General features: G+C 71.8%; 19 protein-coding genes. 8 read left to right on the forward strand and 11 right to left on the reverse strand.

Annotated features, from left to right (window positions below; all coding sequences use genetic code 11):
* Positions 1–4: 4 nt before the first annotated feature.
* On the forward strand, positions 5–1,498 hold the full coding sequence (locus P8A18_RS09645) for an MFS transporter (protein WP_306053455.1): 1,494 nt from the start codon (positions 5–7) through the stop codon (positions 1,496–1,498).
* Here P8A18_RS09645 and P8A18_RS09650 read toward each other — a convergent pair.
* On the reverse strand, positions 1,468–2,358 hold the full coding sequence (locus tag P8A18_RS09650) for an MmyB family transcriptional regulator (protein ID WP_026249623.1): 891 nt from the start codon (positions 2,356–2,358) through the stop codon (positions 1,468–1,470). The two genes, P8A18_RS09645 and P8A18_RS09650, sit on opposite strands and share 31 nt — an antisense overlap.
* A gap of 197 nt (positions 2,359–2,555) precedes the next feature.
* On the opposite strand from P8A18_RS09650, the gene P8A18_RS09655 reads away from it, so the two are divergent.
* Positions 2,556–3,977, forward strand: a complete 1,422-nt coding sequence (locus P8A18_RS09655; protein WP_306053457.1) for an MFS transporter — start codon at positions 2,556–2,558, stop codon at positions 3,975–3,977.
* Positions 3,978–4,052: 75 nt separating this feature from the next.
* Here P8A18_RS09655 and P8A18_RS09660 read toward each other — a convergent pair whose 3' ends face one another.
* Positions 4,053–4,298 (reverse strand): DUF6243 family protein, encoded by a 246-nt coding sequence (locus P8A18_RS09660; RefSeq protein WP_306053458.1) that lies wholly within the window; start codon positions 4,296–4,298, stop codon positions 4,053–4,055.
* 230 nt (positions 4,299–4,528) lie between these two features.
* Positions 4,529–5,911, reverse strand: a complete 1,383-nt coding sequence (locus P8A18_RS09665) for a glycine--tRNA ligase (RefSeq protein ID WP_306053460.1) — start codon at positions 5,909–5,911, stop codon at positions 4,529–4,531.
* Between the two features lie 232 nt (positions 5,912–6,143).
* On the opposite strand from P8A18_RS09665, the gene P8A18_RS09670 reads away from it, so the two are divergent.
* The 4 genes from P8A18_RS09670 to P8A18_RS09685 all read left to right on the forward strand — a co-directional run bounded on the left by P8A18_RS09670 (position 6,144) and on the right by P8A18_RS09685 (position 9,352).
* On the forward strand, positions 6,144–7,106 hold the full coding sequence (locus P8A18_RS09670) for a metal ABC transporter substrate-binding protein (protein WP_306053462.1): 963 nt from the start codon (positions 6,144–6,146) through the stop codon (positions 7,104–7,106).
* Between the two features lie 56 nt (positions 7,107–7,162).
* Complete coding sequence (locus P8A18_RS09675) at positions 7,163–7,945, forward strand: metal ABC transporter ATP-binding protein (RefSeq protein ID WP_306053463.1); 783 nt, start codon at positions 7,163–7,165, stop codon at positions 7,943–7,945.
* A 2-nt stretch (positions 7,946–7,947) separates the two neighbouring features.
* Complete coding sequence (locus P8A18_RS09680; protein WP_018551672.1) at positions 7,948–8,841, forward strand: metal ABC transporter permease; 894 nt, start codon at positions 7,948–7,950, stop codon at positions 8,839–8,841.
* A gap of 76 nt (positions 8,842–8,917) precedes the next feature.
* The gene (locus tag P8A18_RS09685) at positions 8,918–9,352 is read left to right on the forward strand and encodes a Fur family transcriptional regulator (RefSeq protein ID WP_018551671.1); all 435 of its coding nucleotides are present in this window, start codon (positions 8,918–8,920) and stop codon (positions 9,350–9,352) included.
* A gap of 57 nt (positions 9,353–9,409) precedes the next feature.
* Here the strand turns inward: P8A18_RS09685 and P8A18_RS09690 are convergent, their stop codons facing one another.
* The 7 genes from P8A18_RS09690 to leuA form a co-directional block, all read right to left on the reverse strand.
* Positions 9,410–10,228 carry an isoprenyl transferase gene (locus tag P8A18_RS09690; RefSeq protein ID WP_306053464.1) on the reverse strand — a complete coding sequence of 273 codons (819 nt, stop codon included), beginning with the start codon at positions 10,226–10,228 and terminating at the stop codon, positions 9,410–9,412.
* Positions 10,229–10,249: 21 nt separating this feature from the next.
* The gene (gene recO, locus P8A18_RS09695; RefSeq protein ID WP_018551669.1) at positions 10,250–10,996 is read right to left on the reverse strand and encodes a DNA repair protein RecO; all 747 of its coding nucleotides are present in this window, start codon (positions 10,994–10,996) and stop codon (positions 10,250–10,252) included.
* 59 nt (positions 10,997–11,055) lie between these two features.
* Positions 11,056–11,739: a response regulator gene (locus P8A18_RS09700; RefSeq protein ID WP_306053465.1), complete on the reverse strand. Its 684-nt coding sequence runs from the start codon at positions 11,737–11,739 to the stop codon at positions 11,056–11,058.
* Complete coding sequence (locus tag P8A18_RS09705) at positions 11,736–12,977, reverse strand: sensor histidine kinase (RefSeq protein WP_306060786.1); 1,242 nt, start codon at positions 12,975–12,977, stop codon at positions 11,736–11,738. The genes P8A18_RS09700 and P8A18_RS09705 overlap by 4 nt, the downstream gene beginning before the upstream one ends.
* 107 nt (positions 12,978–13,084) lie before the next feature.
* Positions 13,085–15,181 (reverse strand): MMPL family transporter, encoded by a 2,097-nt coding sequence (locus P8A18_RS09710; RefSeq protein ID WP_306053466.1) that lies wholly within the window; start codon positions 15,179–15,181, stop codon positions 13,085–13,087.
* A gap of 158 nt (positions 15,182–15,339) precedes the next feature.
* Entirely contained in the window at positions 15,340–16,017 is a 678-nt protein-coding gene (locus P8A18_RS09715) for a TerB family tellurite resistance protein (protein WP_018551665.1), read from the reverse strand.
* Positions 16,018–16,256: 239 nt separating this feature from the next.
* Complete coding sequence (gene leuA, locus P8A18_RS09720) at positions 16,257–18,044, reverse strand: 2-isopropylmalate synthase (protein WP_306053468.1); 1,788 nt, start codon at positions 18,042–18,044, stop codon at positions 16,257–16,259.
* A 293-nt stretch (positions 18,045–18,337) separates the two neighbouring features.
* On the opposite strand from leuA, the gene P8A18_RS09725 reads away from it, so the two are divergent.
* Positions 18,338–19,414, forward strand: a complete 1,077-nt coding sequence (locus P8A18_RS09725) for a M4 family metallopeptidase (RefSeq protein ID WP_306053469.1) — start codon at positions 18,338–18,340, stop codon at positions 19,412–19,414.
* A gap of 42 nt (positions 19,415–19,456) precedes the next feature.
* On the forward strand, positions 19,457–19,723 hold the full coding sequence (locus P8A18_RS09730; protein ID WP_306053470.1) for a protealysin inhibitor emfourin: 267 nt from the start codon (positions 19,457–19,459) through the stop codon (positions 19,721–19,723).
* Between the two features lie 73 nt (positions 19,724–19,796).
* On the opposite strand, the gene era is transcribed toward P8A18_RS09730, so the two are convergent.
* Positions 19,797–20,771: a GTPase Era gene (gene era / locus P8A18_RS09735; RefSeq protein WP_371933653.1), complete on the reverse strand. Its 975-nt coding sequence runs from the start codon at positions 20,769–20,771 to the stop codon at positions 19,797–19,799.
* Positions 20,772–20,789: the final 18 nt, after the last annotated feature.

A 20,789-nucleotide genomic window follows, 5' to 3' on the forward strand; every position in this document is an offset into this window, starting at 1 on the left:
ATGAATGCCTGAGCTCAGCCACCGGCGGCGGATGCTGGTGCTGGCGATCTGCTGCATGAGTCTGCTGATCGTCAGCCTCGACACCACCGCCCTGAACGTCGCCCTGCCCGCCATGCGCCGGGAGCTGGACGCGAGCGTCGCGGGGATGCAGTGGACGATCGACGCGTACACGCTCGTCCTCGCATCCCTGCTGATGCTCGCGGGCTCCACCGCCGACCGGATCGGCCGGCGCAAGGTCTTCATGGCGGGGCTCGTCCTGTTCACGCTGGGCTCGGCGCTCTGTTCGCTGGCGCCGAACCTGGAGGCGCTGATCGCTTTCCGGATGGTGCAGGCCGTCGGCGGCTCCATGCTCAACCCGGTGGCGATGTCGATCATCACCAACACCTTCACCGACCCCCGTGAGCGCGCCCGCGCCATCGGGGTCTGGGGCGGTGTCGTCGGCATCTCGATGGCGGCGGGCCCGGTGGCCGGCGGCATCCTGGTCGACTCGGTGGGCTGGCGGTCGATCTTCTGGGTCAACCTGCCGGTCGGCATCGCCGCCCTGCTGCTGACCTGGCGCTACGTCCCCGAGTCGCGCGCCCACCGGGCCCGCCGCCCGGACCCGGTGGGGCAGCTCCTGGTGATCACGCTCCTGGGTTCGCTGACGTACGCGATCATCGAGGCCCCGCAGAAGGGCTGGGTCTCCGCCGAGATCCTGCTGTTCGCCTCGCTCGCGGCGGCCTCCCTGGCCGGTCTGCTGGTGTACGAGCCCCGGCGCACGGACCCCCTGATCGACCTGCGGTTCTTCCACAGCGCCCCGTTCAGCGGGGCCACCGTCATCGCGGTCAGCGCCTTTGCCGGTCTCGGCGGATTCCTCTTCCTCAACACCCTCTACCTCCAGGACGTCCGGGGGCTGAGCGCGCTGGAGGCCGGTCTGTACACGCTGCCGATGGCGGCCATGGTCTGCGTTCTGGCGCCGCTCTCGGGGCGGCTCGTGGCCGCGCGCGGGCCGCGCATCCCGCTGCTGGTCGCGGGCTGCGCGATGGCGGTGAGCGGACTGATGCTCGCGGCGTTCGACGCGGAGACCGGCACGGTCTCGATGTTCGCCGCCTATGTGCTGTTCGGCCTGGGCTTCGGCATGGTGAACGCGCCCATCACCAACACCGCGGTCTCCGGCATGCCGCGCTCCCAGGCGGGCGTGGCGGCGGCCGTCGCCTCCACCAGCCGGCAGATCGGGCAGACCCTCGGCGTCGCCGTGATCGGCGCGGCCCTCGCGGCGGGCATGAGCGGCGCGGGCTCCTCGGCCGGCGCGACGGACGGCTTCGTGGCGGCGAGCAGGCCCGGCTGGTGGATCGTGACCGGCTGCGGGCTGTGCGTCCTGCTGGTCGGGGCGCTGAGCAGCGGACGCTGGGCGCGGGACACGGCCCGCCGGACCGCCGAACGCCTCGCGGAGCCCGGGACCGGGGACATGGACGCGCTGTCCGCCGCTCAGTCCTCGGCGGCGCGGACCAGTTCCTGAAGGCGCTCCAGGCGCTCGCGGGTCTCCTCGTCCCGGGGGGCGTAGCTGACCAGCCGGGGTCCTGCCGCCGGGCCGAGCCAGAGGTCGGTGGTCTCCACGCGGAGCAGGCCCACCCAAGCGTTGCGGAAGATCTTCGAGCGGCTGCCGGCCCCCACGACCTCGTGCCGGGCCCAGTTCTCGCGGAATTCCGGTGAGGCCGCCTCCAGCCGCCCCAGCAGATCCTTCCAGGAGGGCTCGGCGAGGTGGTCGGCCATCGACGCGCGGAATTTGGCGGTCAGATAGCGGGCGACCTCGGCGGTGTCCATGACCGAGGAGCGCCACTGCTCGTTCGTGTAGGCGAGCAGCATGACGTTGCGGTCCTCGGGGGCGACCGCGTCCATGTCGCAGAGCAGCCGCCCGTAGGTGCGGTTGTGGGCGAGGATGTCGTACCGGCTGTTCTGCACGCAGGCGGGGATCGGCTCCAGCTGCCGCAGCATGGCGCGCAGGGCCGGGGTGATGTGCGGGCAGTCGGTGCCGGGCGCGGGGTCGGCGGCGCCCGCCAGCGAGAAGAGGTGGCTGCGCTCGCTGCGGTCCAGCAGCAGGGCGCGGGCGAGCGCGTCGAGGACCTGGGGCGAGACCTGGATGTCCCTGGCCTGTTCGAGCCAGGTGTACCAGGTCACGCCGACGGCGGAGAGCTGGGCGACCTCCTCGCGGCGCAGCCCCGGCGTGCGCCGGCGGCGGCCCCGGACGAGCCCGACCTGCTCGGGGGTGATGCGTTCGCGGCGGCTGCGCAGGAAGTTCGCGAGTTCGTGCCGCCGGATCTCGGGCTCGCTGCGGCCGGGGGCGGCCGTCCGCGCGGCCGGGGTCGCCATCGTCGTCATTCCTCCAGGGTGCGGGACGGACCGGGCCGATTCCAGGTTCCGCGGGTAAGAGGCGGGCTGTTCCAGGTGGTACTTGTACCAGGATAAAGACACTCTGGTACCAGGCTCCGGCTGGAGCGAGAGTCGCTGTCGTGAGTGATTCCTCTGTACGCACGCCATCTGTACGCACGACAACATCAGGCCCCACCGCGTCTCCGGTGCCACGGCACGACCACCCCGCCCCGGCGCTCGGGGCGCTGGGGCTGTTCACCGTGCTGCTGGGCGCGGCCCTGCCCCTGATCGACTTCTTCATCGTCAACGTCGCCCTGCCCACCATCGACCACGACCTGGCGGCGGGCCCCGCCCTGCTGGAACTGGTCGTCGCGGGCTACGGGCTCTCCTACGCCGTGCTGCTCGTCCTCGGCGGGCGGCTCGGCGACATGGCGGGCCGGCGCCGGCTCTTCCTGACCGGCATGGCGGCCTTCGGGCTGACCTCCCTGGCCTGCGGGCTCGCGCCGGACGCCTGGTCCCTGGTCGGGGCGCGCGTGGCGCAGGGCGCGGCGGCGGCCCTGATGCTGCCGCAGGTGCTCGCCACCATCCAGGCGGCCACCTCGGGCCACCGCCGGGCCCGCGCGATGAGCCTGTACGGGGCGACGGCCGGGCTCTCCATGGTCGCGGGCCAGATCCTGGGCGGGGCGCTGGTCGCCGCCGCGCCGCTGTCGTCGGTGTTCGGCGAGAGCGCGGGCTGGCGCTCGGTGTTCCTGGTCAATGTCCCGGTGGCGGCGGTCGGGCTGGTGCTGGCGGCGCGCGCGGTGCCGGAGACCCGTTCCGAGCGGCCGGCGCCCGTCGACGTACCGGGCACGCTGCTGCTCGCCGTCTCGCTGGTGACCCTGCTGGCCCCGCTCACCGAGGGGCGGGCGGCGGGCTGGCCGCTGTGGACCTGGGTGTCGCTCGCGCTGTTCCCGTTCGCGGCGGGCGCCTTCTACCGGGTGGAGCGGCGGGCGGACCGGCGCGGGCTGATCCCGCTGGTGCCGCCGAGCCTGCTGCGGCTGGAATCGCTGCGGCGCGGGCTGGCGCTGGTGGCGCCGTTCTCGGTGGGCTTCGGCGGCTTCATGTTCGTCATCGCGGTGGCGCTCCAGCAGGGCCTTGAGCTGGGCCCGGCCGCCTCGGGGCTGTCGATGGCCCCGATGGCGGTGGCCTTCTTCGCGGCCTCGCTGGCCGGTCCCCGGCTGGTCCGGCGCTACGGCAGCCGGGTCGTGACGGCGGGCGGGCTGGTGCAGGCGGCCGGTGTCGTGGTGCTCGCGCTCACGGTGTGGCGCGGCTGGCCGGACCTGGGGACGGCCGGGCTGGTGCCCGGGATGGCCGTCGCCGGTTTCGGCCAGGGTCTCCAGCTGCCGGTGCTGTTCCGCATCGTCCTGTCCGATGTGCCGCCGGAGCGGGCCGGGGTGGGCGGCGGGGTGATGACGACGACCCAGCAGGCCGCGCTGACGCTGGGCGTGGCGACGCTCGGTTCGCTGTTCCTGGCCCTGGTGCCGGGCTCGGGGATGCGGGACGCCCTGATCATCACGCTGCTGGTCCAGCTGGCGGCGGTCGCCCTGACGACGCTGCTGAGCCTGCGGCTGCCGCGCGCGGTGGGGTGAGGCGGGTTCTGCCGGAAAGCCGGAGCCCCGGCGGGCGGACCGCGCGGTTCGCCCGCCGGGGCTCCGTCGTACGGTTCAGCTCTGCCCGGCGCTCCCCTGCGGGGTCTCGCGCTCCTGGGCGGTCTCCTGGCCGGCGTCCGGGGTCTCCGGCTCGGCGACACCGGTGGCCCGCTCCCGCATCTTGCGGAGCAGCTCCTGCTTCTGGTCGGCGGCCGTCCTGCGGTCGGCGTCGCGCGCGGGGCCGGCGCCCTGCGCCCCGGTGCGGGACAGCTTCTTGCGCTGTCCGCCGACGCCGAGGAGGTTGTTACGGCTCTTGGCCACGGGGTTCTCCCATTCCTGGTCTCAGTGAGGTCTGTCGCGACCCTGGATCGATACGGGGGGCGGCGGGTGGTCGGGCCCGCCGCGCGCTCACTCGTAGATCTGGAAGAACGAATACATGTGGATGACGGTACCCAAACGGGGCGCCCTCCTCACCCCGTTTTCCGGACGCACGGGGCCCCCGGCTCCGCGGCGGGCGCGGAACCGGGGGCCCCGGTCGGCGGATGCGGCCGTCAGCAGCCGAGCAGGCGGGAGCCGAGGTAGCCCTGGATCTGGTCCAGGGAGACGCGCTCCTGCTTCATCGTGTCGCGCTCGCGGACGGTGACCGCGTTGTCGTCGAGGGTGTCGAAGTCGACGGTGACGCAGAACGGCGTGCCGATCTCGTCCTGGCGGCGGTAGCGGCGGCCGATGGCGCCCGCGTCGTCGAACTCGATGTTCCAGTTCTGCCGCAGGTCCGTGGCGAGGCCCTTGGCCTTCGGCGAGAGCTGCGCGTTGCGGGACAGCGGGAGGACCGCGACCTTGACCGGCGCCAGGCGCGGGTCGAGACGCATCACGGCGCGCTTCTCCATGACGCCCTTGGCGTTCGGCGCCTCGTCCTCGCTGTAGGCGTCGAGGAGGAAGGCCAGCATCGCGCGGCCGACACCGGCCGCGGGCTCGATGACGAACGGGGTGTAGCGCTCGCTCTTCTCCTGGTCGAAGAAGGACAGGTCCGTGCCGGAGGCCTTGGAGTGGGCCGTGAGGTCGTAGTCCGTGCGGTTGGCGACACCCTCCAGCTCGCCCCACTCGCTGCCGCCGAAGCGGAAGCGGTACTCGATGTCAGCGGTGCGCTTGGAGTAGTGGGAGAGCTTCTCCTGCGGGTGCTCGAACCACCGCATGTTCTCCTCGCGCAGGCCGAGACCGGTGTACCAGTTCCAGCGCTGCTCCATCCAGTACTCCTGCCACTGCTCGTCCTCGCCCGGCTTGACGAAGAACTCCATCTCCATCTGCTCGAACTCGCGCGTGCGGAAGATGAAGTTGCCCGGAGTGATCTCGTTCCGGAAGGACTTGCCCATCTGCGCGATGCCGAACGGCGGCTTCTTGCGCGAGGTCTGCTGCACCTGGCCGAAGTTGGTGAAGATGCCCTGGGCGGTCTCGGGGCGCAGGTACGCGACGGAGCCGGAGTCCTGGGTCGGGCCGAGGTGCGTGGAGAGCAGGCCGGAGAACTGCTTGGGCTCGGTGAAGGTGCCCTTGTTGCCGCAGTTGGGGCAGTTGAGGTCGGCCAGGCCGTTGACCGGCGGCTTGCCGTGCTTCTCCTCGTACGCCTCCTCCAGGTGGTCCGCGCGGTAGCGCTTGTGGCAGGAGGTGCATTCGGTCAGCGGGTCGGAGAACGTGGCGACGTGGCCGGAGGCCACCCACACCTCGGGGGCCAGGATGACCGACGAGTCGATGCCGACCACGTCCTCGCGGGAGGTGACCATGTAGCGCCACCACTGGCGCTTGAGGTTCTCCTTGAGCTCGACGCCCAGCGGCCCGTAGTCCCAGGCGGCGCGCTGACCACCGTAGATCTCACTGCAGGGGTAGACGAAGCCACGGCGCTTGCTCAGGCTGACGATGGAGTCGATCTTGTCGGCGGCCACGGTGCTCTCTTCATTACGACGACGGAAACTGGACAAGGGTGGCCCGGGGCGCCTCTGTGGGGGTGGTGGTCGGGAGACGAGCGGGCGAATGGCCCAGATTACCGGCGGGCACGCCCCTTCGATCAAATCGGTACCGGAGCCGCCGTCTTCGCCCGGTGCCGGCCACTCACCGCGCCCGCCGCCCCACCCGACTTGTTGACAATCGTTTCCACTTTTGTTGAAAATGACTGTCATGAACGTACGCCGCCTCATACCCACCGCCGCCGTCGCAGGCGCAGCCGTCCTCGGGCTCACCACCCTCTCCGCCTGCTCGACCTCCAACGCCTCCGACCACAAGAACGGCGACCGGCTGGACGTGGTGGCGTCCTTCTACCCGATGCAGTTCCTGGCCGAGCGAATAGGCGGCGACCACGTCTCCGTCTCCACCCTGACCAAGCCCGGCGTGGAACCCCACGACCTGGAGCTCAGCCCCCGGCAGATCGGCGGCCTCGGCGACGCCGACTTCATCCTCTACCTCAAGGGCATCCAGCCCGCCGTGGACGACGCGATCAAGCAGTCCGACTCCTCGAACACCCTCGACGTCACGACGCTGACCACGCTGGAGGACCACGGCACGGAGGTCGGCGACGAGGAGCACGGCCACGACGCGCACGAGCACGAGGGCGAGGAGGCCGGCGCCGACCCGCACATCTGGCTGGACCCGGTGAAGTACACCGAGGTCGCCAAGGGCGTCGGCAAGTCCCTGGAGAAGACCGACCCGGACCACGCCGCGGACTACCGCGAGAACACCGCCGCCCTGGTCAAGGAGCTCGGCGCACTCGACACGGCGTACCGCACGGGACTGAAGGACACCGCGACCAAGACCTTCATCACCACCCACTCCGCCTTCGGGTACCTGGCCGAGCGCTACGGCCTCACCCAGGAGGGCATCGCGGGCATCGACCCCGAGGCCGAGCCCAGCCCCGCCCGCATCAGCGCCCTGCACTCCATCGCGAAGGAGAAGAAGGTCACCACCGTCTTCTTCGAAACGCTCGCCAGCGACAAGACGGCGAAGACCGTCGCCCGCGACACCGGGCTGAAGACCGACGTCCTGGACCCGCTGGAGGGAATCACCGACACCTCCAAGGGCGATGACTACATCGAGGTCATGAAGTCCAACCTCGCCGCCCTGCGCACAGCGCTCGGCGCGAAGTGAGCGACGACCCCACCGAACCCCTCGGCCCGACCCGCGCAGCAGCACCGGAGGCGCTCATGCCCGAGCCCCAGAGCACCACCCCCGACCCCGTGATCGTCGTCCGCGACGCCACCGCCACCCTCGGGGCACGCCCCGTGCTGCGCGGCATCGACCTGACCGTGCGCCGCGGCGAGGTCGTCGCCCTGCTCGGCGCCAACGGCTCGGGCAAGTCCACCGCCGTCCGCTCCGTCATCGGCCAGGTCCCGCTGAGCGGCGGCACCGTCGAGCTCTTCGGCACCCCGCTGCGCCGTTTCCGCGACTGGGCCCGGGTCGGCTACGTGCCGCAGCGCACCACGGCCGCCGGCGGCGTGCCCGCCACGATCCGCGAGGTCGTCGCCTCCGGGCGGCTGTCCCGCACCCGGCTGGGCCTGCCCCGCAAGGCCGACCGCGCCGCCGTGGACCGGGCCATCGAGCTCGTCGGCCTCGCCGACCGCGCCAAGGACTCGGTCGGCGCCCTCTCCGGCGGCCAGCACCAGCGCGTGCTGATCGCCCGCGCGCTCGCCGCCGAGCCCGAGCTGCTGATCATGGACGAGCCGATGGCGGGCGTCGACCTGGCCAGCCAGGAGATCCTCGCCGCCACCCTGCGCGAACAGGTCGCGGCCGGTGCCACTGTGCTCCTCGTCCTGCACGAGCTCGGCCCGCTGGAGCCCCTGATCGACCGGGCGGTCGTGCTCCGCGACGGGTGTGTCATGCACGACGGGCCGCCCCCGAAGGCCGTCGGGCAGCACGCCCTGCCCGGCCACGACCACGTACACCCCCACGCGGCTTCCGAGCCCGTCCGGACGGGACTGCTGAGCTGATCATGGAATTCCTCGAACCCCCCTTCATGCAGCGGGCCCTGCTCGCCGCCGTGCTGGTCGGCGTCATCGCGCCCGCCGTCGGCATCTACCTGGTGCAGCGCCGGCAGGCCCTGATGGGCGACGGCATCGGGCACATCGCCATGACCGGCGTCGGCCTCGGCTTCCTGCTCTCCACCAGCCCGGTCTGGATGGCCACGGCCGTCGCCGTCGCGGGCGCGGTCGTCATGGAGCTGATCCGCTGGTACGGCCGCACCCGCGGCGACATCGCGCTGGCCATGCTCTTCTACGGCGGCATGGCGGGCGGTGTCCTGCTGATCAACCTCTCCGACACCGGCTCGAACGCCAACCTCACCTCGTACCTCTTCGGCTCGCTGTCCACGGTCTCCTCCGAGGACATCACCGCGATCTCGCTGCTCGCCGCGTTCGTCCTGCTGGTGACCGTGGGGCTGCGGCGGCAGCTGTTCGCCGTCAGCCAGGACGAGGAGTTCGCCCGGGTGACCGGTCTGCCGGTGCGCGTGCTGAACCTGCTGATCGCGGTCACCGCCGCGGTCACCGTCACCGTCGCGATGCGGGTCGTCGGGCTGCTCCTGGTCAGCGCCCTCATGGTCGTCCCGGTCGCCGCCGCGCAGCAGATCACCCGGTCCTTCAAGGTGACATTCGTGCTCTCCGTCCTCATCGGGGTCGGCGTCACCCTGGCCGGCACCGTGACCTCGTACTACCAGGACGTCCCGCCCGGCGCGACGATCGTGCTGCTCGCGATCGGGGTCTTCGTCGCCCTCACCGTGCTCGCCGCCCCGCTGGCCCGCGGCCGGGCCCGGCGCAGCGAGACGGCGGCGGAACGGTGCACCCTGGAGGTACCGGCCGCCCGCCCGGCACCGGACGACGTCGGCGTCTGACCGCCGGGGCCTCTCCGGCGGGGTGCGGGCTGGCACAATGGCCCGACAGATGTACGGGCGACACGAGGAGGCTCCTGTGGCGACGGCGCCGATCAGTGGTACGAACGCGGCTCCGGTCCGTGGCCGGTCGACCCGGCAGCGGGCAGCAGTGGCGGCGGCGCTCGACGAGGTGGACGAGTTCCGCAGCGCCCAGGAGCTGCACGACGTCCTCAAGCACCGCGGGGACTCGGTCGGCCTGACAACGGTCTACCGCACCCTGCAGTCCCTCGCCGACGCGGGCGAGGTAGACGTCCTGCGCACCACGGAGGGCGAGTCCGTCTACCGCCGCTGCTCGACCGGCGACCACCACCACCATCTGGTCTGCCGGATGTGCGGCAAGGCGGTCGAGGTCGAGGGGCCGGTGGTCGAACAGTGGGCGGAGACCATCGCGGCGCAGCACGGCTTCGTGAACGTGGCGCACACCGTCGAGGTCTTCGGCACCTGCGCGGACTGCGCGAGCAACGAGAAGTGAAGTGATCCGGGCCCGGCGGGGGCGTACAGCGTGGTACGCCCCCGCCGGGCCCGCTGCTCAGCTGCCGGAGGCCGCGACCTCTTCGGCGCCGCCGAACCGGCGGTCCCGCTGGGCGAATTCCAGGCAGGCCCGCCACAGATCGCGGCGGTCGAAGTCCGGCCACAGCACGTCCTGGAAGACCATCTCGGCGTACGCGCTCTGCCAGATCAGGTAGTTCGATGTGCGCTGCTCACCGCTGGGCCGCACGAACAGGTCGACGTCCGGCATGTCCGGGTAGTAGATGTACTTCGCGAACGTCTTCTCGTTGACCTTCGACGGGTCGAGCCGCCCGGCGGCGACATCCTGAGCGATCCGCTGCGCGGCGTCCGCGATCTCGGCCCGGCCGCCGTAGTTGACGCAGAAGTACAGCGTCATCCGGTCGTTGTCCTTGGTCTGCTCCTGAGCGACCTGGAGCTCCTGGACGACGGACTTCCACAGCTTGGGCATGCGGCCCACCCAGCGGATCCGGATGCCCAGCTCGTCCATCTCGTCACGGCGGCGCCGGATGACGTCCCGGTTGAAGTTCATGAGGAACTTCACCTCTTCCGGGGACCGCTTCCAGTTCTCCGTGGAGAAGGCGTACAGCGAGAGGTTCTTGACGCCCATCTCGATGCAGCCCTTGAGCACGTCCATGACGACGCCCTCGCCGACCCTGTGCCCCTCGGTGCGCGGCAGACCGCGCTCCTTGGCCCAGCGGCCGTTGCCGTCCATCACGATGGCGACGTGCTTGGGCACCAGCTCACCGGGGATCTTCGGGGGCACGGCACCGGACGGGTGCGGCTCCGGGGTCTTGTAGTCGCGCCGGTTACGGCCGCCGAGCATCCCGCGTACTGCCATGAGCTTCTCAGTCTCCCTGTGTCACTTTTCCACGTACCGCAGTGAACGCAGCCCGCGCTCCAGATGCCAGTGCAGATACGCGGACACCAGCCCGCTCCCCTCCCTGGCGTGACGCGCCTCGCACGCGTCCGCCGTCTCCCAGTCGCCGGTGAGCAGGGCGCTCAGCAGGGCGACGGCCTCAGCCGAGGGTACGACGCTGCCGGGCACCCGGCAGTCGCCGCATACGACGCCGCCCGCCGCGACGGAGAAGAAGCGGTTCGGTCCCGGCAGCCCGCAGCGGGCGCAGTCGACGAAGCTCGGGGCGTAGCCGTTGACGGCGAGGGAACGCAGCAGGAAGGCGTCCAGGATCAGATGCGGCTGGTGCTCGCCCCGGGCCAGGGTGCGCAGCCCGCCCACCAGCAGCAGGTACTGCTGGACCGCGGGTTCGCCCTCGTGGTCGGTGAAGCGCTCGGCGGTCTCCAGCATCGCGGTGCCCGCGGTGTAGCGCCCGTAGTCGGTGACGATCCCGCCGCCGTACGGGGCGATCGTCTCGCTCTGGGTGCAGAGCGGCAGCCCGCGCCCGACCAGTTCGCTGCCGCGCGCGAAGAACTGCACGTCCACATGGGAGAACGGCTCCAGCCGGGCCCCGAACTTGGACTTGGTGCGGCGCACACCGCGCGCGACGGCCCGCACCCGGCCGTGGCCCCGGGTCAGTATCGTGATGATCCGGTCGGCCTCGCCCAGCTTCTGCGTGCGCAGCACCACGCCGTCGTCCCGGAACAAGCTCATGCGTCCATTGTCCGGTACGCGGCCCGGGGCACCGGGCCCGCCCCCGCGACCCGGTCCGCTCAGCTTCCGCCGGCGCCGCCGCCCACGGGCACGACCAGCCCCGATTCATAGGCGGCGATCACCAGCTGGGCCCGGTCCCGGGCGCGCAGCTTGCCCATGATCCGGCTGACGTGGGTCTTGGCGGTGAGCGGGCTGAGGCCGAGGCTCTCCGCGATCCCAGTGTTGTTGAGGCCGCGCGCGACCAGGGCGAGGACCTGGCGTTCGCGCTCGGAGAGCATGCCGAGGGCGCCGGGCCCCGGACCGGCGGGGGCCCGTGGGGCGCTGAGCACCCGGGCGATGAGGCGGGCGGTCGGGCCGGGCGAGAGCAGCGACTCGCCCGCGGCCACCGTCCTGATCGCGGCGAGCAGGTCGGCGGGCCGGGTGTCCTTGACCAGGAAGCCGGAGGCGCCGGCGCGCAGCGCTTCGACGATGTGGTCGTCGGTGTCGTAGGTGGTCAGGACCAGCACCTTCACCCCGGCCAGGTCCTCGTCGGCGGCGATGAGCCGGGTCGCCCCGATGCCGTCGAGTTCGGGCATCCGGATGTCCATGACGACGAGGTCGGCGCGCGCCGAGCGGGCGAGCGCGACCGCCTCCAGGCCGGTGGCGGCCTCCCCGACCACCTCCATCTCCGGGTCGGAGCCGACGAGCATGGCGAACGCCGCCCGCACGAGCGTCTGGTCGTCCGCGAGCAGTACCCGGATCATGAGGTGGTCTCCGCTTCCCGTTCCGGTGCGTGTTCATGTGTGTGCGCGGGGAGGTGTCGTGCCTGGTTTCCCTCGGGCGGGGGCGGGAACGGCAGCAGGGCCGCGACCTCGAAGCCGCCGCCGGGGCGGGGTCCCGCGGTCAGGGTGCCCCCGGTGCTGCGGGCGCGTTCCCGCATTCCGAGGATCCCGAACCCCGGTGCGGAGCCGTCGTCCACCGGACCGGTGCCGTCGTCGGTGACGGTGACCCGCAGCGCCCCGGCGGCGGGCTCCACGACGACGCGGATACGGGCCCCGGCGCCCGCGTGCCGTACCGCGTTCGTCAGGGACTCCTGGATGATCCGGTAGGCGGCGGCTCCGATCGCCGGGGCGAGGCGGCCGGCCGGGGTGCGGACCTGGAGGCCGACGTGCGCCCCGGCCGCCTCGGCGGCCCGTACGAGGCCGGGCAGGGCGGCCAGGTCGGGTAGGGGGCCCTCCGGGTCCGTACCGTCCCCGCCCTCCTGCCCGGTGCCGCGCAGCACCTGGAGGGTGGTCCGGAGCTCCGCCCTGGCCTCCCGGCAGGTCTCGGCTATGTCGTCCAGCGACGCGGCCACCGCCTGCCGGTCCAGCCGGTCCGGGTCGACGGTCAGGATGTGCGAGGCGACCGAGGTCTGCACTCCGATGAGGGTGATGCTGTGCGCGAGGAGGTCGTGCAGATCGCGGGCGATCCGCAGCCGCTCCTCGGCGACCCGCCGCCCGGCCTCCTCCTCCCGGGTCCGTTCGGCGCGTTCGGCACGTTCCAGCACCGAGGCGACGTACTGGCGGTAGATGCGCACGTCCACCCCGCAGAACAGCACCGCGACGATCCACCCGGAGATCCGCAGCAGTTCGAGCCCGTCGTGCGCACTGAGCACGAGCACCACCGTCACCATCACGGAGGTGACGCCGATGCCGACGAGCAGGGTGCGCAGCGGGCGGCCGGTCACGGCCACCGTGTAGAGCGCGATCCAGGTCTGCGGCATCGGGGCCGAGTGGAGGTTGTCGCCGCCATGGTAGAGCGCCAGCAGCGGCACCATGGCGAGCAGGACCAGCACGGGGCTGTGCCGCCGCCAGGCAAGCGGAACGGCGCTGCCCAGCAGCAGGGCCCACCCCGCCGCCCCGAGCGTGTGGGCGCCGCCGGCGGACAGCGCGAGACCCGCGGAGAGCGCTCCGGCACCCGCGGCGATCAGGGCGTCGTTGCGCTCGCGGTGCGGCGCCCGCATGGGGTCGCGGTTGACGACGGCCAGGACGCGGTCACGGCGGCTCGGGGCGGGGGCTGGGGCTGGGGCTGGGGGCACGTCGCCATCCTCCGGTACGGGGCGGACCGCTGTCAGGGGGCTTCGACGGGTTCCGGTGCGCGGGGCGCGGGCGCTTCGGGGGTGCGGCTGAGCGCGCCCGGCCACCAGATCCTCCGTTGCAGGGCCACGCTCGCCGATGTCACCAGGTAGGTGCGGACGAGGAAGGTGTCCAGGAGGACGCCGACGGCGATCACGAAGCCCATTTCGACGAGGCCGGCCAGCGGCATGTTCGTCAGGACGGCGAAGGTGGCGGCGAGGACGAGCCCGGCCGACGCGATGACCCCGCCGGTGGTGCGCAGGGCGGTGAGCGCGGCCTCGGTGGGCTCGGCGCCGCGCCGGGCCTCTTCGCGGACCCGGTGCATCAGGAAGATGCCGTAGTCGACGCCGAGGGCGACCAGGAAGACGAAGGAGAGCAGGGGCAGTCCGGGGTCGGTGCCCTTGAGCCCGAGGAGCGGTTCGAAGAGGAGTCCGCCGATGCCGAGGGAGGCGCCCCAGACCGCGACGACGGCGGCGACGAGCAGCAGGGGTGCGACGAGGCTGCGCAGCAGGGCGATCAGGATGAGCAGGACGGAGAGCAGGACGAGCGGGACGACGACCCTCAGGTCCCGGGTGCCTGCCGTCTCCAGGTCCATCTGCTGGGCGCCCGGCCCGCCTACGTGGCTGCCGGGCAGCCGTTCGCGCAGGGCCAGGACGGTGGCCTTCTCGCCGGCGGACTCGGGGGCGGCAGCGGCGGTGACGGACAGCTCGGTCCAGCCGCCGCCGCTGCGGCCCCGCTCGGCGGCGGCGACGCCCTCGGTGGCCCGGACCTGCGCGAGCGTCTCGGCGGCCCGTTCGGTGCGCGTGGTCACGGCGATCGGCTGGCTGGAGCGGCCGGGGTAGGCGTCGGCGAGGGTCGCCATGGCCGCGACCGAGTCCGGCTTCGTGGTGAAGGAGTCCTCCTGTTTGAGGTCGCCGGGCAGGTTGAGGACCCCGAGCGACAGCGCGCCCAGCAGGACCCCGCCGGTGACGAGGACGGCGACGGGCCGGCGCCCGGCGGAGCCGCCCATGGCGGCGAACAGCGAGCGGCGGCGCGGCTCGGAGCCGTACACGGGCACGAGCGGCCAGAACACCCGGCGGCCCAGCAGGACCAGGACGGCCGGCAGCAGCGTCAGCATCGCCAGGAGCGCGCACAGCACGCCGACGGCGGCGATGGGGCCCATTCCCCGGCTGCTGCTCAGATCGGCGGCCAGCAGGCACAGCAGGCCCGCCGCGACGGTCCCTGAGGAGGCGAGGACCGCGGGCCCGCAGCCGCGCAGCGCCGCCGCCATCGCCTCGTGGGGGCGTTCGGCGCGGGTCAGTTCCTCGCGGTAGCGGGAGACGAGCAGCAGGGCGTAGTCGGTGCCCGCGCCGAAGACGAGGATGGTCATCACGGCGGAGCTCTGGCCGGTGACGGTGACGTCGAAGGCCCGGTTGAGGGCGTGGACGACTCCCATCGACAGGGCGTCGGCGACACCGGCGACGCCGAGCGGCACCAGCCACAGCAGCGGGCTGCGGTAGATGAGGATCAGCAGGACCGCGACGACCGCGACGGTCGTGTAGAGCAGCGGTCCGCCGAGCGAGCCGTAGACCTTCTGGGCGTCCACGGTCAGCGCCCCGGGCCCGCCGACCGCGACGGACAGCCCGTCACCGCCCCGGACGGTCTCGCGCACGTCGTCGACCAGCGCGGTGCGGGCCTCGTCGTCCTGTCCGGGCTCGGTCGTGGAGACCGGGTACATCAGCGTGGTGCCGTCCTTCGACGGGACGGCGCGCGGGGGTGCGCCGAGGGTGTGTCCGGCGGCCACCTCGGCGGTCTGCCGGTCCGCGAGGGCGCGGTCGGCGGCGGTGAGCCCGCTGTCGCGGTGGTAGACGAGGACGAGGTCGGTGGACTCGCCGCCGGGCAGGGCGTCCTGGATACTGGCGACCTGGGTGGAGTCGGCGCTCGCGGGGAGGTAGTCGACGGCCCGGTTGACCTGTACGTCCCCGAGTCTGCCCGCCGACGGTCCCGCGAGGGCCATCGCGGCGGCCCAGAGCGCGACGACCGCCCAGGGCAGCAGCCGCCACCGGCTCACCGTTCGCGTCCGTCCGCCACTGTCCTGTGCTGCGGACCTCATGGGAGGCCCCCCTTCCGTACGGGTGTCCGGTCATGTCCAGACTCCCGTCGGGGAGGGGGCGCTTCGTCGCGCCGGAGGCCGACTTCCCGGCTACTGCCCGGGAGGGTGCGGCGCGCCCGCTACTCCCTGGGGAGTAGCGGGCGGTTGCGGGGCGAAGGTCAGGAGGGCGTACGCGCCGCCGCGGCGAGGAGGCGGGCGGTGTCCTCGGCGCGGAGCCGCAGCGCCCCGCCGACCGTGGTCAGCACCTCGCGCTCGGCCGGGCTGTACGCCCCGTCGGCGAGGGCGATCCGCGCGCCCTGGAGCAGAATCGATTCGCGTCCGGCGGGGGCGAGGTGCGGGGCGAGCGGTTCCAGCGCCTCGTGGAGTTCGATGGCGAGGGCCGCGCCGCAGGCCTCGGCCGCGGGGTCGAACGCGGAACCGTGGCCGATGTCGGCGGACAGGACCTCCACGACGGTGGCGAGCTGTTCCGCCGTGCAGTCGTCGAATCCGGCGCCGCGCACCGTCTCGACGGCGGTCTCCAGGACGGTACGGGAGGTGCTGCCGCCGGCCGCGAGGACGCCGAGGGTCACGGTGTGCACGGCGTCCCTGAGCATCGCGGAGAACCGGGTGGTGGTGGGGTGGTCGAGCGCCTCCGGGTCGAAGTGCTGGTGGCAGGCGGCGCATTCGACGACCGGGCCCGCGGTGCCGCGCCGCAGCAGCGGCACGCCGAGCACGGTGAAGCGGCGACGCCCGGTGAGACGGCGGTAGTTGCGGTCGCCTCCGCAGCCGGGGCAGAAGAACTCCCCGTCGCCCACGGCGTCCCACAGCGTGCGGGTGCCGCAGATACGCAGCTTCATGGCGCGTTGTCCCAGGGCTGACCGCACGTCGCACACCTCCGTAACTCCCCCGTGGCCCCAAGGTCGCGGGAGGTACCCCTCGGCATCATTGCCGTGTGAACGTGATGTTAACCACATCCCCGTAGCGCCGTCAGCACCTCGCCTGTCACAACCGTCCGGAGATGGCTGAACCCCGCCCCCCGAAGAGCGGGTGGGCGGGGTTCACGGACCGTACGACTCCGGCCCTTTCGGGCGCCGGATCAGCGGGTGGCGCGGTTGACCGCCGAGACGACCGCCTTCAGGGAGGCACGGGTGGTGTTGGCGTCGATGCCGATGCCCCACAGAACCTTTCCGTCGATGACGCACTCGATGTACGAGGCGGCCTGCGCGCTCGCGCCCTCGCTCATGGTGTGCTCGGTGTAGTCCAGCAGCCGGGCGTCGATGCCGATGGCCTGCAGCGCTTCGAAGAACGCGGAGATCGGGCCGTTGCCGGTGCCGGTCAGCACGGTGTCCGCGCCGTCGACGGTCGCCTCGACGGTGATCGTGTCGCGGCCGTCGGAACCGGTCGTGCTCTGGCCGGAGCGGATCTGCACCCGGCCCCACGCGTTGTCCGGGTTGGGCAGGTACTCGTCCTGGAACACGCTCCAGATCTGCGTCGGCGTGACCTCGCCGCCCTCGGCGTCTGTCTTGGCCTGAATGATCCGGGAGAACTCGATCTGCATCCGGCGCGGCAGGTCCAGCTTGTGGTCGTTCTTCAGGACGTAGGCGATACCGCCCTTGCCGGACTGCGAGTTGACCCGGATGACCGCCTCGTAGGAGCGGCCGACGTCCTTGGGGTCGATCGGCAGGTACGGGACCGCCCACTCGATGTCGTCCACCGTCTTGCCCCGGGCAGCCGCGTCGGCCTCCATGGCGTCGAAGCCCTTCTTGATGGCGTCCTGGTGGGAGCCGGAGAAGGCGGTGTAGACCAGGTCGCCCGCGTAGGGGTGGCGCGGGTGGACCTCCATCTGGTTGCAGTACTCGCTGGTGCGGCGGATCTCGTCGATCTGCGAGAAGTCGATCTGCGGGTCGACGCCCTGCGAGAACAGGTTCATGCCCAGCGTCACCAGGTCGACGTTGCCGGTGCGCTCGCCCTGGCCGAACAGGCAGCCCTCGACCCGGTCCGCCCCGGCCATCAGGGCCAGTTCGGCGGCGGCAACGGCGGTCCCGCGGTCGTTGTGCGGGTGGACGGACAGGCAGACGAACTCGCGGCGCGACAGGTTGCGCGACATCCACTCGAACCGGTCCGCGTGCGTGGAAGGCGTCGAACGCTCCACGGTGGCGGGCAGGTTGAGGATGATCTCGCGGCCCTCCTCGGGCTGCCAGACGTCACAGACCGCCTCGCAGACCTCCAGGGCGAAGTCCAGCTCGGTGTCGGTGAAGATCTCGGGGCTGTACTGGTAGCCGAAGATCGTCTCGTCGCCCAGGATCTTCTCGGCGTACTCCCTGACCAGCCGGGTGCCGTCCACGGCGATCTGCTTGACCTCGTCCCGGCTGCCGCGGAAGACCACGCGGCGGAAGGTGGGGGCGGTCGCGTTGTACAGGTGGACGGTGGCGCGGTGGGCCCCGACCAGCGATTCGACGGTCCGCTCGATCAGTTCCTCGCGGGCCTGCGTCAGGACGGAGATCGTCACGTCCTCGGGGATCGCACCCTCTTCGATGATGGAGCGGACGAAGGCGAAGTCGGTCTCGCCCGAGGACGGGAAGCCGACCTCGATCTCCTTGTAGCCCATGCGTACGAGCAGGTCGAACATCTCGCGCTTGCGGGCCGGCGACATCGGGTCGATCAGCGCCTGGTTGCCGTCGCGCAGGTCGGTGGAGAGCCAGCGCGGCGCCTTGGTGATCCGCTTCTCGGGCCAGGTGCGGTCCGGGATGTCCACGGCCTCGTAGCGGCCGTACTTGTGGACCGGCATCCCGGACGGCTTCTGGAGGCCCGTGGCGTTGGTGACGGGCGTGGGACGGCCGACGGCGTCCGAGGCGGGGGTCTGCGCGGGATTCACTGCGGTCATGGCGTAGGGCTCCTCGGGGTCCTTCTACGGGACGGCCGACTGTGTCACTGCAACACCAGACTCCGCGGGGAGGGGGTCGGCCTACGACTACAGGCCCTCGCCGCGGCAGCTAAGAAGAAGCAGCCCGAAACGCATGATGCGTCGAGACTAGCCGAGGGGCGCCCGAGACGTCGGTGCCGTATCAGTATGCGGGATCGAGCGGCTGAAACACCCAACAGTGATCAATCACTCTATTTCGTCAATCCCGGTTGCAACCAGTGACATTGCGCTTACGCACTGCCACAGTCGTGTGTATGCAGCCTCAAATCCAGCAGGGGTTTCACCCCGTCTTCTGCACCATTGTTCCGCCCCACCTCCTCGACAAGCTCTCCCAGTCCGAGGACCCCGTCCTCGCGGACCCGGCCCGCCGCACCTTGCAGTCCGACGCCGCCCGGCGCACCCGGCGGCAGATGACCACCGTCGCCAGGCCAACCGCCGCACCCGAGCCGGACGACGACGGGTCAACCACACCCGACCGCACGCTCTACGACTGCCGCCACGGCACGGATCTGCCGGGTACCAAGGTCCGCGCCGAGGGCGAGGACCCCACGTCCGACGCCAGCGTCAACCGCGCGTACGCGGGCCTCGGCGCCACCTTCGAACTGCTGCTCAGCGCCTACGGCCGCCGCTCGATCGACGGCCACGGCCTGCCGCTCATCGGCTCCGTCCACTACGACGAGAAGTACAACAACGCCTTCTTCGACGGCGAGCAGATGGTCTTCGGTGACGGGGACGGCGAGATCTTCCTCGACTTCACCGTCGCCATCGACGTGATCGCCCACGAACTGGCGCACGGCCTCACGCAGTACACGGCCAACCTCAGCTACTACGGCCAGTCCGGCGCGCTCAACGAATCGGTCTCGGACGTCTTCGGCTCCCTCGTCAAGCAGTACTCGCTGGGGCAGACCGCCGAGCAGGCGGACTGGCTGATCGGCGAGGGGCTGCTGGCGCCCCGGGTCCAGGGCGTGGCGCTGCGCTCGATGAAGGCGCCCGGCACCGCCTACGACGACGACGTGCTCGGCAAGGACCCGCAGCCGGCCTCCATGGACGACTACATCCGCACCGGCGACGACAACGGCGGGGTGCACCTCAACTCCGGCATTCCCAACCGCGCCTTCTACCTCCTGGCGACCGCGCTCGGCGGCAGTTCCTGGGAGCGGGCGGGCCAGCTCTGGTTCGATGTGCTCACAGGTGGTGAACTGGCGGTGGACGCGGACTTCGCGGACTTCGCCCGCCTGACCGTGGCGGCGGCCCGTGACCGCTTCGGGGACGGCGACGAGGTCGAGGCGGTCCTCAAGGCCTGGTCGGAGGTGGGCGTTCCGACCAGTTAGGCACGCACACCGACCGGCCCGTCCGGCGTGGAAGGACAGCACATGCGGATTCAGGTGAGCAGGACCGGCGGCTTCGCCGGTATCGCGCGCCACCGCGAGATCGACACCTCCCAACTGGCCGACGCCAAGGAGTGGGAGGCCCTGGCGGGCTCGGCGCTGGCCGAGGGCCAGGACACCGCGCCCCGAGGGGTCCCGGACGGCTTCAGCTACCGGATAACGGTCGACGGCCGGACCGTGCACTGCGCGGACCCACGCCTCACCGACGCCCAGCGCGCCCTGATCTCACGCGTCCTGAAGGAGGGCGCGTGAGAGGGACGGGCGCGAGCGGGCGGGGCTGAGGCGGGGGCGGATCCGAGGCGAGCGGGGCTGAGGCGGGGGTGCTTCAGAACCCCAGCTTCCGCAACTGCTTCGGGTCGCGCTGCCAGTCCTTGGCGACCTTCACGTGCAGGTCGAGGAAGACGGGTGTGCCGAGGAGGGCCTCGATGTGCTTGCGGGACTTGGTGCCGACGTCCTTCAGCCGCTTGCCCTTGGGGCCGATGATGATGCCCTTCTGGCTGGGGCGCTCGATGTAGACGTTGGCGTGGATGTCCAGCAGCGGCTTGTCCGCCGGCCGGTCCTCGCGCGGCAGCATCTCCTCGACGACGACCGCGATGGAGTGCGGCAGCTCGTCGCGTACGCCTTCGAGCGCGGCCTCGCGGATCAGCTCCGCGACCATGACCATCTCGGGCTCGTCGGTTAGGTCGCCCTCGGGGTAGAGCGGCGGGCCCTCGGGCAGGAGGGGGGCGATCAGGTCGGCCAGCAGTTCGACCTGGCGGTCCTTGACGGCCGAGACCGGGATGATCTCCGCCCACTCGAAGCCGAGCTCCTCGCCGAGCCGGGAGACGGCCAGCAGTTGTTCGGCGAGCTGCTTGGATTCGACCAGGTCGGTCTTGGTGATGATCGCGATCTTGGGGGTCTTCTTGATGCCCGCGAGTTCCTTGACGATGTACTTGTCGCCGGGGCCGAGCTTCTGGTCGGCGGGCAGGCAGAAGCCGATGACGTCGACCTCGGCCCAGGTGGTGCGCACGATGTCGTTGAGCCGCTCGCCCAGCAGGGTGCGCGGCTTGTGGAGGCCGGGGGTGTCGACCAGGATCAGCTGGGCGTCCGGCCGGTGCACGATCCCGCGCACGGTGTGCCGGGTCGTCTGCGGCCGGTTGGACGTGATGGCCACCTTCCGGCCGACCAGAGCGTTCGTCAGGGTGGACTTGCCCGCGTTGGGACGTCCCACGAAGCAGGCGAAACCGGCCCGGTGGGGGTCGGTGTTCTCAGCCTGCCGCGCAGCGGCTTCAGGGTTCGGTCGAGCGCTCATGGCGCCCATTGTCCCCGATCGCGGGGA

It is taken from the genome of Streptomyces sp. Mut1 (assembly GCF_030719295.1).
Lineage (GTDB): Bacteria > Actinomycetota > Actinomycetes > Streptomycetales > Streptomycetaceae > Streptomyces > Streptomyces castrisilvae.